We start from the raw sequence: 12,866 nt of genomic DNA, 5'->3' as shown, positions 1-12,866 counted from the left end.
TTTTTGTCCTTCCACTCTTTAAGCAACTTTACGACGCCTTACGTTGCTTTACATATATTAGCTTATGCTGATATTGAATGTGTTGAGAGAGAGGAAAGAATGATGAAAACCGCAATGATGATTATGTTATCGATGGTGGTCGCTACAGGTGCAATGGCTGCTGGAATGAACAATGGGCCGCAACAAACACTGCGTCAAGCACCTGCGTTTGCGCAGTTTGATCAGGATGGTAACGGGCAAGTAACGGAACAAGAGTTTAACGCTGTCCGCAGTGCACGTATTAAACAGCGCAGTGAGCAGGGAAGAATGATGGAAAATGTGGTGAATGCGGTCAGCTTCGCGACGCTCGATGCGAATAAAGACGGAGTACTCACGGCCCAAGAGCTTGGTCGTCACCCGTTTTCGCAATCACGGCAGAGCGAGCGTGGCATGCATAAAGGCGTGCGGGGCGGTCGTATATAGCGTTTCCTTCCGTCAGGCCTGACCTGCTTTCAGACCTGACGGGTAAGGTCATGTTAAAGGATGTGAATAGTGGGCGTTTGGCCTTGTTTTACGTGCGGTTTCACGCTCTTGACGAATCAAGGCGACAAGATGTTGCAATGACATTTTGCTACTTTGGCTAAGCGTGCTCGGGATACATTTCCCATTGAGCTCTGGATCCGTGATGGTGGTGCGCAGGTAGCGTTCACATGCCCGTGGAAGCAAATGGTAGTAGCGCTGTGAGATATCACTAAGCGATTGAATAAATGCTGTTTCCTCGTCGCTCTGTTGATGCTGTTTAACGCGGAGTAATTGTCGCATGTAACGTTGCTCGATGACTCCGATGATGATTTGGCTTAGGCTATAACTCACGCCTAAAGCAACCCCGGTTGAGAGCAATAACCACAGTGCCGTGAGTTTCAAGCTCCAAATCAGCGGTACAGTTATCAGTGTCAGGCCAATAAATAGCGCTAAGCAGGCGATATTGGTGAGTTTGTCGACACGCTGTTCTTGCTGATTGATATAACGAGAGGCTTGTTGGCTTAAATCGCAATCTTGTTTGATAGCAAGTAACTGTTTGAGACCCGTTTCATCTTCTTGATTCCAAGCCATCATATCGTCAGTATCCTGATGCCACTTGCTATTCCAAGCGAATTTGTCTCGTTTATCGTCAAACAGTTGCCCAGTGAATTTTGACATGGGATCACTTGGATCATGCAGTTGCATCGCCATTTTCTGCCAAAATACGCTGCGCCGTACAATTGAATCAAAGTGACGGTCATCGTGAGCGCCCATTTGTCCGGTAATCGAGCATGGGTTCGAAGATAGTTCGAAGGTGTGGTCGCCAATAAACTTTAAGGTTGTTGATACTAAAGCGCTGCCCAATCCTTTATTGCGGTAGGCTGGGTGGCTGTCACCATTGCCAGTTAAATCATCAATGCGAATTGAATCCAGAATTTTATCATCTTCATCGGGATGATAGGCGTATTTTAACGTCATATTCAACGCAATGGGATGATTATCAGCAGTATAAAGAGTGGCCCTCAGTTGACTGACCAAAGGGGTTCTTTTGGTCATTACAATTTCAATATGGCTGGGGCCTTGTCGTGTATACCAGCGTGTCATAGCAGTTGCCTTAGTTAAATCGTTTACGCGCATAAACTAACGAATGGTTTATCTCGTTACCGATAGATCTATCGCAATTTGGTCACTTTAAGTCAAATCTGACATTGCAATATGGCACTGGTTCAATGTAATTGAGCATGTATTGAGCGCTTAAAGCTTGTAATACTGATTTTGGTAGCCGATAAGAGCGAAGGGCACATTCAAAACCGCTCACTTTGGAAAGGGCTGAGGTGGTAGAGCGATAAGTATCGAGATAAATCTAGACGGGATTTGGCAAATCCCCGGCTTTTTAGTAGCGTAGGTAAGTAGTGATTTCCGTTAAAGCTGTTTTGGAGAAGTGATGAATTCAACCACTAAACCTTCTATTCTTGTTGTCTGTATGGGTAATATTTGTCGTTCACCAACCGGTGAAGCGATATTACGTGCCAAAGCCCAAGACATGGGCATTGATGTTGAGATCGACTCGGCAGGGACAATTGGTTACCACACTGGCAACCCACCAGATAAGCGTGCGCAAGCAGCTGGCGAACAACGGGGTTATTCGTTTGCTGGGATTTACTCAAGACAGGTAAGCGCGGAAGATTTTGCCAAATTCGATTTAATCTTAGCCGCAGATAATGACAATCTCGCTGATCTGCAAGCGCAATGCCCCAGTCAATATCAGCATAAATTGAAGTTATTTATGAACTATGGCTCAGCAGGTCGAGATGAAATCCCTGACCCATACTACGGTGGTGAGCAAGGATTTGAACTGGTGTTGGATATGATTGAAGACGCGGCAGAAAACGTCTTGCGCAGCTTATCTTGCTAAGCGGCCATCACCCGCCCACTGAAGTAATCGTTGCTAACAATGTACTCGATATTACGAATTAATTCGTCTTGTAACTCACCCCAGCGCAGTTGTTCTAAACAGTCGTCGTAAGAGGGGATGACTGCGCCGACGCGTATGTTAAACGGGTTAAGTTCTTTTCCCCAACTCTGGGTAAAACCAGAAACCACTGATGCTGCATTTTCAAACCCTGCAATATTGGGTGAATTATCCTGAGAAATGACATTGACTATCACGCCTTGACTCTGATTACGGCGTAGCCTTTCTGCCGTCGCCTGGCTGTAGCTAAAGAGCATTGAAGCCAACGTCGACATACTTTGCCCAGCAGTTGCGGCGCTGTGCGCGTCCATCAAAGGAGGAATCGCATCCGGCGTAAAGTGGTTAATCAACACATCAGGCGCTTGCCCCAAATCACTTTCGATATCATCAAATAATTGATGTATGGATTCATAGGCGTGATCACTTAACGGGTACTGGTAGACGCGATGAGATAGTGTTCGGCAGCACTGATAGGTTTTATGTAATTCTGACTTATTACTATCACAGAGAACCACTTTCGCGCCCAAGCTTATAAAATGCATTGCCAGAGTTGCACCAAAGCGTGTTCCCGCAGAAGTGATTAAAATCAAAGAAGATTTTATATCCATTTCTCCCTCCCAAAGAATCAACTGATTCTAAATTGTCCAACTATCATGGTTGATTAGCTGTGTCTTAGATGTGAATAAGGTCAAATTACGTGTTGATAACTTTATTGGGGTTTGATTCTTTGTCCTGTTTCACATAACCATGAATAGTGTTTTAGCTCTCATTACATCGATAATATGTATGTCACAGTTAAGTGATCAGATTTGAGTTCGTATTTGATCGTGACGTTGGGCACTGATCAGTTGGTTATAGAGATCGGCTGGAATGACTTGGCGTGGGGCTTTTTCTGCGAGATGTCGACGTTGATGCCCGGATAGGTTGTGGTAAACCTCTTCTGGAAGATCAAAAGTTTGCTCGGGCAGATAAGTCAGCGGTTCAGGGGTGAGGTAGTGAGTGAGTTTCGCACTGGCAAGCCCGCTTTGGTGAAATTGAGTGGCTTGCTGAGCAGAAATTGAATATGAGCTTTGGTCAGAACGCAATGCTTGCGGGGCTTGCAACTCAAAGCGCTGACGTAGAATTTCATCTGTGGTTTGAGGCTCTTGCACCACTTCGACAGGTGTATTGTCACGCACGTCATCAGAAAACATGGAGAGAATAAATGCAAAATCAGAGCGACGACCTTCATGGACTGCGTGGTTTATTCCCACACCAAATTGAAGTTCGTTAATGATCGTCGCTTTATCTAAAGTATGTACTTGCATTGTGCTCCTCGCTCAGTGTTTTCTTAACGGCGAAGCCAGGCTAATCTTTAGAAAAATAATAAAAAAGCCTGCTCGAGAGCAGGCTTTTTGACCAATTCGTTCAGGCTGTATGCCTGAAGTGAATTCAGCGATTATTTTGCTAGGTTTTCTGCAACGAAGTCCCAGTTAACCAGTGACCAGAAACCATTCATGTAATCTGGACGAACGTTACGGTAATCGATGTAGTACGCGTGTTCCCACAAGTCAACAGTAAGAAGTGGTGTTGCACTTTCATCTGTTAGTGGTGTTGCAGCGTTAGAAGTGTTAACGATTTCTAGAGAACCATCTGCTTTCTTAACTAGCCAAGTCCAAGATGAACCGAAGTTGTTGATTGCTGATTCAGTGAACTTCTCTTTGAATGCATCAAATGAACCAAACGAAGCGTTAATTGCTTCAGCAACTGCGCCAGTTGGTTCACCGCCACCGTTTGGAGATAGGCAGTGCCAGTAGAACGTGTGGTTCCAGATTTGAGCTGCGTTGTTGAATACGCCACCAGTAGAAGTTTTGATGATCTCTTCTAGCGTTTTGCCTTCAAACTCAGTACCTGGAATTAGGCCGTTTAGCTTCACAACGTAAGTGTTGTGGTGCTTGCCGTGGTGGTAATCTAGAGTTTCTGCTGAGATATGTGGTTCTAGTGCGTCTTTCGCGTAAGGAAGTGCTGGTAGTTCAAATGCCATTACTCGATTCTCCGTTATTTTTGAAAGAGTTGCCTCTTTCGATTGCTTCCAGTGTTTTTTATTTGTAAGTGCTCTTTGTCGCCACTTTGTGTGATGTGACTGACTTGGAATTTATTTTAGCAACTTTTTACTTTATTAAAAGGGGGCAACTAAAATTTCTCTATGATTGATAGTTATATACAAAACCTTAAACATTATATGCTTTTTATTCTGTGACGATCGTTTAGAATGATCGGTTATACGGCAGTAACTCCGATAACGAGGAAGCAATGGAAACTATCGACAAAATTAAACAGCAAATCGCAGAAAACACGATCCTTCTTTATATGAAAGGTTCGCCAAAACTTCCAAGCTGCGGTTTTTCATCTCAAGCCTCTCAAGCGCTTATGGCGTGTGGCGAAAAATTCGCATACGTAGACATTCTGCAAAATCCAGACATTCGCGCAGAGCTACCTATTTACGCTCAATGGCCAACGTTCCCTCAGCTTTGGGTCGAAGGTGAACTGATTGGTGGTTGTGACATTATCATTGAAATGTTCCAAAAAGGTGAATTGCAGCCATTAATTAAAGAAGCGGCTGCTCGAGCAGGAACCAGCGAAGAGTAATACTGTTTATATTTACAGTTACAACTTGCTTTTGTTAAAGGCCACATTGCATAATGTGGCCTTTATTCTTTGTCTAAACCTTTGCTATGACACGTCTATTTATCGCTGAAAAACCCAGCCTTGGTCGAGCTATTGCGGCAGCGCTGCCTGGCCCACAAAAGAAAGATCAAGGCTTTATTCGCTGTGGTAATGGTGACGTGGTGACATGGTGTATTGGCCATTTACTTGAGCAGGTTGAGCCTGATGTTTACGATGAACGCTACAAAAAGTGGAATTTAGCCGATTTACCCATCGTCCCTCAGCAGTGGCAATTAAGGCCGAGAAAGTCAGCCAGCAAACAATTGACCGTCGTTCGTAAACTGCTCAAAGAAGCCAATGAAGTGATTCATGCAGGCGACCCTGACCGCGAAGGGCAGTTATTGGTCGATGAAGTTCTGGATTACTGCAAGCTGAGCCAGACTAAAAAAGCATCAACCCAGCGTCTGCTGATCAACGATTTAAACTTGCCCGCAGTCAAGCGCGCGCTTAGTCAACTGCGTAGCAACCGCGACTTTATCCCCCTTTCCATTTCTGCCTTAGCGCGTTCTCGCGCAGATTGGCTCTATGGCATGAATATGTCTCGCGCTTATACCTTGCTGGGTCAAAAGGCAGGATACCAAGGGGTGTTATCTGTTGGCCGAGTACAAACCCCTGTTCTCGGGCTTGTGGTGCGCCGTGATGAAGAGATCGAGCATTTTGTTCCCAAGGACTATTTCACGTTACACGCTTTGATCCCGTATCAACATGCAGGCCAGTCATTTGATATTCGCGCGCGTTGGAAGCCGAGTGAAGCTTGCCTGCCTTGGCAAGATGACGAAGGGCGCGTGCTCAGCCGAAAGCTGGTGGAAAATGTGGCTAGCCGAATCGCTAACCAACCGGCCACGGTCACCGAGTCCGAGCAAAAGCAAACCAAGCAAGCCCCGCCGCTACCATATTCACTTTCGTCTCTGCAAATTGATGCAGCGAAACGCTACTCAATGAGTGCTCAGCGTGTGCTAGATACCTGTCAGTCTTTGTATGAAAAACATAAGCTGATTACTTATCCACGTTCCGACAGCCGTTATTTACCCAAAGCACACTTTTCTGAAGCGCCTAAAGTCGTTGAGGCCATTGCGAATAACGCTAGAGAGCTAACTAGCGCCGTTGAAGATGCCAATTTGTCGCTCAAGTCGAAGGCGTGGAATGACAGTAAAGTGGATGCGCACCATGCGATTATTCCAACACCGAAAAAGTCTGCTGTTAATGGCTTGTCTGGTGATGAAATGAAAATTTATACATTGATTGCCCGCCAATATTTGGTTCAGTTTTATCCCGCCGCCGTATTTGCAGAAGCGAAGCTCGTGTTTGATATAGCAGGCGGTGTGTTCATTGCTAAAGGACGCCAACTGGTATCTCCAGGCTGGAAAGCTCTCATGGGTGGAAACAAGGATCAGCAGGAAGAAGGCGTTGATCAAGTTCCTCCACTTGAAAAAGCAACGGTTTTAACGTGTCGTGAAGGAGAGATTAAAGACCGTAAAACCGAACCGCCAAGACACTTTACCGAAGCCACATTACTGCAAGCAATGACGGGGATAGCACGCTTTGTTGAAAATAAAGAGCTCAAGAAAATACTGAGAGAGACTGACGGTTTAGGTACCGAAGCAACTCGAGCGGGTATTCTCGATATTCTCTTCAAGCGTCAATTGCTGACGAGGCAAAGCAAAAGTATTGTCAGTAGTGCTGCTGGTCGCGGTTTGATTCATGCTTTGCCCAATGAGTCGACCTATCCCGATATGACTGCCCATTGGGAGCATCAGCTTCAAGGGATGGCAGAGAAAAACCAAGCGTATCAGCCTTTCATGCAAGCGCTGCAACAGCAAATTGATCAACTGATTACTCAAGTGAAAAGTTCGCCTGTGCCTGATTCACTGCGGTCATTACCTGCCGTTGAGAGGCCTGCCTATAAGCGTCGAAAACGTAGCACACCGAAAAAGCCGCGTTCGTCGAAAAGCTAATGCTTTGTCGATAAATAAAAAACCGGGCAAAGCCGGTTTTTTATTTTCACCAAGTTGAACAATACGCTACCACGGTAGCTGGGTGCCATCGTAGCTAATAAAATGACCGGATTGCTCAATATCACTGCGCTTTATCACTTCAATTAATCCGAGCGCGGAGGTTTTGGTATCAATCGGGGCATTGCTGCCGCCCATGTCGGTTTGTACCCAACCTGGGTGAAGAGCCAGTACAGTGACGCCAACGGGCTTGAGATCATTGCTTAAACTTTTGACGACCGAATTCAGCGCGGCTTTTGATGAGCGATAAAGATAACCACCTCCTGCTGTGTTTTCAGTCATACTGCCAACTTTAGACGAGATACAAGCAATTTTAGGTTGCGAGCTTTTTTCAAGTAGTGGATAAAATGCTTCAACCAACTTTTGCGGTGCAATCGCGTTGATTTCGAAAACCTTGCGCCACTCGTCGACATCGGTATGACCAAAACCATAATTTTTAGGGCCGTAGTAACCTGCGTTAGAGATCAGTAAGTCCAAGTTCGGAAGCTGACTAGCAAGTGCTTGGACGGAAGGATAATCGGTAATATCCAATTGGTGGCAACTTAGGTTAGAGTGGTGCTCAGCCAAATCAATCAGTGCCTGTGAAGATTCAATACAGCGGTAAGTAGCGTGTACGTGCCAGCCTAAGTTGAGGTATTGTTGAGTAAGGCTCAAACCTATGCCTCGATTTGCGCCGGTAATAAATACGCGGTTCATAGTGGACTCCTTTTCGCACTTATTATTCTGCTATTCTGCGTGGCATGACGGTTAAACGCAACTCACAAGTTTTCTTCGCATCACAGTTTTGAACTCATTTTTTAACGAAATGTTAAATATGCTAACTGTATGAATAGTAAAAATAAACTATATAAATAAATGCAACGATTAATATTGGCGAACTGCATGATACCTTTGATTTACCACCAAATTTACTCTCAATTGATGCTGCCATCTCAACATCGATACCCAATCAACAAATATCGCTTATTGCATGAAGCAGTTGTTGAGCGTCGTCGTCAAAATGCGTTATGGGAACAAGGCTTTTCATTTTTTGAACCTAAGCCGCTAGATATAGAAACCATCAAGCAAGTGCACGACGCACAGTATGTTGATGCACTCGTTACGGGGACATTGCCTGCGGCTAAGATGCGGCGTATTGGCTTCCCATGGAGTGAAAAACTTATTGAGCGGACCCGCATTTCCGCAGGAGGAACCTGTTTAACGGCAACACTTGCTGCTCAGCACGGCATTGCCATCCACTTAAGTGGTGGGTATCACCATGCGCATCATGATTTTGGTAGCGGCTTTTGTCTGTTTAACGACTTAGCACTTGCTGCTACCGCAGCCTTGGAACTCCCTATGATTGGCAAAGTTTTGATCGTCGATAGTGATGTGCATCATGGGGATGGAACCGCGACATTGTGTGCGTCTCACCATGAGATCATTACATTGTCGTTTCATTGCGATAAAAACTTCCCAGCGCGTAAACCGAATTCGACGATTGATATTGCGCTTCCCAAGCAAGCAAATGGCGATGAATTTCTCGCCGAATTTTGCTCGGCAGTGACGACAGCGTTTCATCTGTATCAGCCGGATCTCGTCATATATGATGCAGGGGTAGATATCCATCAAGACGATGAGCTTGGTTACTTGAATGTTTCTCATCAAGCCATAAAGCAGAGGGATATTTTCATGCTCAGTTTATGCCAGCAGGAGGATATTCCTGTTGCCTGCGTGGTGGGTGGTGGGTATCGCAGCGATCACCAAACTTTGGTTCCTCTTCATATGTCATTACTTGAAGCCGCGGAGGCGGTTTTTCTTTAGTTCATTGGATGCAAAGCGCGATTCGTCATTAAGAGCGACACTCTCTCCCAAATAGTGACTTTAGTAATCAACGAGGATGCCGATATTGTTCTATTCTTTTTTAGTACGGTATTTTTCAGCTCTAAAGGTCGGAGCTGAAAGCAAGTGAACACTTGTGGAGGAATCAATGTTCAACTCAAAAAAGCTGACAAAACGAATTGCGTCATTAGAGCATGATATGGAGGACTTAGCGGCATTTAAAGCTTCCATAAAATCGCAAGTGCCTTTTATCGAGTTTACCCCTGATGGTCATATTCTGTATGCCAATGAACTACTTCTCAGTGTTGTCGGTTATACCTTGAGCGAGGTGAAGGGACAGCATCATCGCATATTGTGTTTTCCTGAAGATGCCGCGAAACCAGAATACAAAAAGTTTTGGGATGATCTTGGTAAAGGACGCCCGCAAGAGGGCAACTTTATTCGCAAGAATAAGGCGGATAACGCGGTGTGGCTCGCGGCGACCTATCTACCTATTATGAATAGCTCGGGTAAAGTGACATCGGTGATCAAAGTTGCCTCTGATGTTACCGAGGAGCAGGTTCAGTTAGAACGTGTTACTGCAGAGCAAGAAGCGATAGAGCGATCGTTAGCGGTGATTGAGTTTTCTCCAGATGGCCATATTCAGGAAGCCAATGATAATTTTCTAAAGTGCATGGGTTACAAGTTATCGGAAATTCAAGGTAAGCATCATCGCATGTTTTGCGACGATGATTTTTATCAGAAGTTTCCCAACTTCTGGGCTGAGTTGGCGCAAGGTAAACACAAAAACGGTCTGTTTAACCGAGTTGATCATTATGGACGACGGATTTGGCTAGAAGCGACCTATAACCCCGTGTTTAATCACGAGGGTAAAGTTGTGCGAATTATTAAGATGGCCAGTGATATCACCGAGCGAGTCGAACAGGCGATGACCGTGCGTGAAGCGGCAGAGACATCCTTAGACATTGCTAACGCAACGGTTACCAGTGCCCAGGAAGGTAAGAGTTCAATTAAGAGCCTATTGTCTAACTCAATCGAGATTAATCAAGCGGTAGAGCAAGTCTCACAAATGATCGGTAACCTCAATGAACAATCTCGAAGTGTTGAGGCGATTATTTCAACCATTAGCGGAATTGCTGAACAAACCAATTTATTGGCCCTCAACGCAGCCATTGAAGCCGCGAGAGCAGGCGAACAAGGTCGAGGCTTTGCGGTTGTTGCTGATGAGGTCAGGAAACTGGCGGCTCGGACTTCAGAGTCGACCAGCGAAATTACCGCCGTCATAACCAAAAACAGTGAGATTACCGCTAAGATCGATGAGCAAATCAAAGTGGTCTTTGAAAAATCGTCAGCGGGTGAACAGCAAACGAATGAAATCGCCAGTGTGATTGAAAATATAGAAAACGATGCTGGCAAAGTGGTGGATACCATCAAACGCTTATCGATTTAATTCGTTGGAATCCCCTAAAAAACGCCTCTAATGAGGCGTTTTTTAGGGGATGAAAAAGGGAAGCCGAAGCTTCCCTGGGTGTGCGACTGACTCACACTAAAATAGACAGTGTCTGCATTTTCTTAACCCTGATTTTCTAAATAAGCTATCCACGGAGCCACCATTGGTTTAATTTTGGCGGACTGGGCTGCGCGTTTCATTGATTGTAAAGCCGCATTTCGATTGTCTAACTCATATTGTGCCATGCCTTGTAAATAGTTCAGTTCGGCTTTTTGATCTCGCTGAGCGTCGAGCGATACTTGTTGAGTAAATTCTATAGCTTGCTGAAATTGCTTAGCTTGCATCATCAACGTTGCAATACGCTTTTGTTTATCCCAAGTTGGCGCGAGTTTGTATCCTAACTGATAATACTCAATGGCTTTATTGAGAGCCTTAGCTTGGTGATAAAAATTGGCAAGTTGCTCTACGTTTTCTGCATCTTTTACCACGATACCTTTTTCTATCGCGCCTTTTAACGTAGAGGCTGCGCGATATGGAATTCCTAGATATGCCTGAAAATTAGCCAGCCTAAGGTACTCTTTGGCATTATCGAAAAGCCCTAGTGAATAGGACATTTCTAACGCAGCCAAAGCATTTTGCTCTTGATTGAGTTCCATATAAGTACCGGAAAGTTGCATCCAATACCGCTTATTTTGTGGGTACTTAGTTGTCAGTGTTTTTAATACACTGGCAGTGTTTTTATATTGTTTCAGTTCATAATATGAAGCGACCAATAGCAAGTACCACGATTCACTAGGATTCTCAGAGAGTGAGATTGCCTGCTTTATAGCTGGAATAGCTTGGTTGAAATCTTCTAACTGTATATATGCGCTTGCTAGTGTAATGTACGCATGCGGTTGTGGTTTCTCCTTGGTTGTTTTGGCGATATCAAACCATTGCTTCATAGTACTAACCGATTGAGTAAACTTCTCTTCGCTTAAGTAGAGTTGTGCCAAACTGTAACGAACTTGTTGAGCGACAGGTACTGGCAGCGCTTCGGCCTGCAATGCCTTTGCGAAGTAGGTAGCTGCTTTGGTGTAGTCATTCTTCAGTGAATATAAAAATCCTGTTTGCTGAAGCAAAACCGCATGGTCATATTTACGTGAAGAAGTGCTTTCAAGTGCGTCAGACAGGCGTTCGATTGCAGCAGAATAGTTTTCCTCTGCTATCAACTCTTGAACTTTATTTACCGTTCGAAACGTTCGGTCCGAGAGCTGTGGTGAGTTGTCTGCCAATACCGGGAGAGTGTAACTCCCGATTGTTATGACCAAGGCAGCTAACAAAAAACTTCTGGTTTTTTTCATTGTAGTCTCCTTAGTTAATTGAAAACTCAATTTCTTGTGACAGACGGGCACGGGTTGGTTTTCCGTCAACCATCTTGGGTTTGAATGTCCATTTTGAAACCGTTCTACGAGCCGTTTTTCCGAGGTCTAAACGTCTAGGTGATTCCTTGAGAACCTTGACGTCTTCGACCCCACCACGTTCGTTAACAGTGAACTCCAGCAATACCAAGCCTTTCTCTATGCCAGCTCTTGCCGCTTTGCGTGGCATTTGAGGCTGGAACGTGGCTAGAGGTGTTGGCCCCACATTGCCTGATAGAGCAGTTCCTCCCCCTTGGCTGTAGTGGCCTAATACTGAGCCACCTGTGACGTTAACTGGTAGATCGAGCTTTGGCATGTCCATAGGAATTTGTTCCATGACCGGTTTAACCGTTGATGTCACCTTCATTTCTGGTGGTGGAGGTGGCTTTTTAGGCGGTGGAGGTTTAGGTAACTCGCGTTTTTTCTCCTGTATTTGTTCCTGTGGCTTGACACGAATGAATTCAACCATTCGGTTATCATCATTAGATGCCAGTTCGTGGCGCTCTTTATTTACTAGCTTGTCCATTCCCCAAAATAACCCGAGAGAGACAATGAGCGCCAGTGCAATTGAGGCCAGATAACGCATAGGCTTAACCCTTATTCGTGGCTGCAATGGAGATGTTTTGAACTCCGGCCATTCGTATCTGGTCCATCACTTTTACAACGACTCCTGCATTGGCCTCTTCGTCCGCTTGGATTACCACCGCACCATCTGGACTTTCTGCGCGAAGACGTTCTACATTGGCCCGCACTGCGTCGACCTCTATTCGACGTTTATCAACCCAAACATCTCCAGCAGCGCCGACCGCTACCATAATATTTCCTTTGGAGATGGTTTGAGCCGTATTTGCACTAGGGCGATTGACATCTATCCCTGCTTCTTTAACGAAGGACGTTGTAACAATAAAGAAAATTAACATAATGAAAACGATGTCAAGCATAGGAGTCATATCAATGGCTGCTTCATCATTTTCTTCTGCGCTAAAGCGTCTTTTCATGACCTT

At 45.0% G+C, this 12,866-nt stretch carries 14 protein-coding genes and 1 pseudogene; 7 read left to right on the top strand and 8 right to left on the bottom strand.

Annotated features, from left to right (window positions below; all coding sequences use genetic code 11):
• The first annotated feature begins 99 nt into the window (after nt 1–99).
• Nucleotides 100–462: an EF-hand domain-containing protein gene (locus M1D72_RS17175; protein WP_456295991.1), complete on the top strand. Its 363-nt coding sequence runs from the start codon at nt 100–102 to the stop codon at nt 460–462.
• 48 nt (nt 463–510) lie between these two features.
• On the opposite strand, the gene M1D72_RS17170 is transcribed toward M1D72_RS17175, so the two are convergent.
• On the bottom strand, nt 511–1,557 hold the full coding sequence (locus M1D72_RS17170) for a hypothetical protein (protein ID WP_456295990.1): 1,047 nt from the start codon (nt 1,555–1,557) through the stop codon (nt 511–513).
• A 388-nt stretch (nt 1,558–1,945) separates the two neighbouring features.
• Here M1D72_RS17170 and M1D72_RS17165 point away from each other — a divergent pair, with 388 nt between their 5' ends.
• A complete protein-coding gene (locus M1D72_RS17165) occupies nt 1,946–2,416 on the top strand; it encodes a low molecular weight protein-tyrosine-phosphatase (protein WP_390189166.1) in 471 nt (156 codons plus the stop codon).
• Here the strand turns inward: M1D72_RS17165 and M1D72_RS17160 are convergent.
• The 3 genes from M1D72_RS17160 to sodB form a co-directional block, all read right to left on the bottom strand.
• Entirely contained in the window at nt 2,413–3,081 is a 669-nt protein-coding gene (locus tag M1D72_RS17160; protein WP_390189167.1) for an SDR family oxidoreductase, read from the bottom strand. The genes M1D72_RS17165 and M1D72_RS17160 overlap by 4 nt on opposite strands.
• Nucleotides 3,082–3,276: 195 nt before the next feature.
• Nucleotides 3,277–3,780, bottom strand: a complete 504-nt coding sequence (locus M1D72_RS17155; protein ID WP_456295989.1) for a VC2046/SO_2500 family protein — start codon at nt 3,778–3,780, stop codon at nt 3,277–3,279.
• Nucleotides 3,781–3,911: 131 nt separating this feature from the next.
• Nucleotides 3,912–4,496, bottom strand: coding sequence for a superoxide dismutase [Fe] (gene sodB, locus M1D72_RS17150; RefSeq protein WP_456295988.1), 585 nt, complete (start codon nt 4,494–4,496; stop codon nt 3,912–3,914).
• A gap of 269 nt (nt 4,497–4,765) precedes the next feature.
• On the opposite strand from sodB, the gene M1D72_RS17145 reads away from it, so the two are divergent.
• Entirely contained in the window at nt 4,766–5,101 is a 336-nt protein-coding gene (locus tag M1D72_RS17145) for a Grx4 family monothiol glutaredoxin (protein ID WP_390189170.1), read from the top strand.
• Between the two features lie 86 nt (nt 5,102–5,187).
• Nucleotides 5,188–7,134: a DNA topoisomerase III gene (locus M1D72_RS17140; protein ID WP_456295987.1), complete on the top strand. Its 1,947-nt coding sequence runs from the start codon at nt 5,188–5,190 to the stop codon at nt 7,132–7,134.
• Nucleotides 7,135–7,200: 66 nt separating this feature from the next.
• On the opposite strand, the gene M1D72_RS17135 is transcribed toward M1D72_RS17140, so the two are convergent.
• Nucleotides 7,201–7,887, bottom strand: coding sequence for an SDR family oxidoreductase (locus M1D72_RS17135; RefSeq protein ID WP_456295986.1), 687 nt, complete (start codon nt 7,885–7,887; stop codon nt 7,201–7,203).
• Between the two features lie 186 nt (nt 7,888–8,073).
• On the opposite strand from M1D72_RS17135, the gene M1D72_RS17130 reads away from it, so the two are divergent.
• The 3 genes and pseudogenes from M1D72_RS17130 to M1D72_RS17120 all read left to right on the top strand — a co-directional run bounded on the left by M1D72_RS17130 (nt 8,074) and on the right by M1D72_RS17120 (nt 10,462).
• Entirely contained in the window at nt 8,074–8,994 is a 921-nt protein-coding gene (locus M1D72_RS17130; protein WP_456295985.1) for a histone deacetylase family protein, read from the top strand.
• A 166-nt stretch (nt 8,995–9,160) separates the two neighbouring features.
• Nucleotides 9,161–9,877: pseudogene (locus tag M1D72_RS17125) on the top strand (PAS domain-containing protein); the annotation flags it as partial.
• Nucleotides 9,878–9,904: 27 nt separating this feature from the next.
• The gene (locus M1D72_RS17120; protein ID WP_456297419.1) at nt 9,905–10,462 is read left to right on the top strand and encodes a methyl-accepting chemotaxis protein; all 558 of its coding nucleotides are present in this window, start codon (nt 9,905–9,907) and stop codon (nt 10,460–10,462) included.
• 122 nt (nt 10,463–10,584) lie between these two features.
• On the opposite strand, the gene M1D72_RS17115 is transcribed toward M1D72_RS17120, so the two are convergent.
• The 3 genes from M1D72_RS17115 to M1D72_RS17105 are packed head-to-tail and all read right to left on the bottom strand — an operon-like array spanning nt 10,585 to nt 12,860.
• Entirely contained in the window at nt 10,585–11,805 is a 1,221-nt protein-coding gene (locus M1D72_RS17115; protein WP_456295984.1) for a tetratricopeptide repeat protein, read from the bottom strand.
• Between the two features lie 10 nt (nt 11,806–11,815).
• The gene (locus tag M1D72_RS17110; protein WP_456295983.1) at nt 11,816–12,448 is read right to left on the bottom strand and encodes an energy transducer TonB; all 633 of its coding nucleotides are present in this window, start codon (nt 12,446–12,448) and stop codon (nt 11,816–11,818) included.
• A gap of 4 nt (nt 12,449–12,452) precedes the next feature.
• Entirely contained in the window at nt 12,453–12,860 is a 408-nt protein-coding gene (locus M1D72_RS17105; RefSeq protein ID WP_456295982.1) for an ExbD/TolR family protein, read from the bottom strand.
• Nucleotides 12,861–12,866 lie beyond the last annotated feature (6 nt).

This window comes from Vibrio sp. AK197 (genome assembly GCF_053903115.1).
The sequence above is the reverse complement of the archived record's forward strand: the minus strand, read 5'-3'. Positions and strand labels throughout refer to the sequence as shown.

Excerpts from the sequence above, each read along its gene's own strand:
- M1D72_RS17175 (WP_456295991.1), top strand. The coding sequence starts at position 100 with ATGATGAAAACCGCAATGATGATTATGTTATCGATGGTGGTCGCTACA.
- M1D72_RS17170 (WP_456295990.1), bottom strand. The coding sequence starts at position 1,557 with ATGACCAAAAGAACCCCTTTGGTCAGTCAACTGAGGGCCACTCTTTAT.
- M1D72_RS17165 (WP_390189166.1), top strand. The coding sequence starts at position 1,946 with ATGAATTCAACCACTAAACCTTCTATTCTTGTTGTCTGTATGGGTAAT.
- M1D72_RS17160 (WP_390189167.1), bottom strand. The coding sequence starts at position 3,081 with ATGGATATAAAATCTTCTTTGATTTTAATCACTTCTGCGGGAACACGC.
- M1D72_RS17155 (WP_456295989.1), bottom strand. The coding sequence starts at position 3,780 with ATGCAAGTACATACTTTAGATAAAGCGACGATCATTAACGAACTTCAA.
- sodB (WP_456295988.1), bottom strand. The coding sequence starts at position 4,496 with ATGGCATTTGAACTACCAGCACTTCCTTACGCGAAAGACGCACTAGAA.
- M1D72_RS17145 (WP_390189170.1), top strand. The coding sequence starts at position 4,766 with ATGGAAACTATCGACAAAATTAAACAGCAAATCGCAGAAAACACGATC.
- M1D72_RS17140 (WP_456295987.1), top strand. The coding sequence starts at position 5,188 with ATGACACGTCTATTTATCGCTGAAAAACCCAGCCTTGGTCGAGCTATT.
- M1D72_RS17135 (WP_456295986.1), bottom strand. The coding sequence starts at position 7,887 with ATGAACCGCGTATTTATTACCGGCGCAAATCGAGGCATAGGTTTGAGC.
- M1D72_RS17130 (WP_456295985.1), top strand. The coding sequence starts at position 8,074 with ATGATACCTTTGATTTACCACCAAATTTACTCTCAATTGATGCTGCCA.
- M1D72_RS17120 (WP_456297419.1), top strand. The coding sequence starts at position 9,905 with ATGGCCAGTGATATCACCGAGCGAGTCGAACAGGCGATGACCGTGCGT.
- M1D72_RS17115 (WP_456295984.1), bottom strand. The coding sequence starts at position 11,805 with ATGAAAAAAACCAGAAGTTTTTTGTTAGCTGCCTTGGTCATAACAATC.
- M1D72_RS17110 (WP_456295983.1), bottom strand. The coding sequence starts at position 12,448 with ATGCGTTATCTGGCCTCAATTGCACTGGCGCTCATTGTCTCTCTCGGG.
- M1D72_RS17105 (WP_456295982.1), bottom strand. The coding sequence starts at position 12,860 with ATGAAAAGACGCTTTAGCGCAGAAGAAAATGATGAAGCAGCCATTGAT.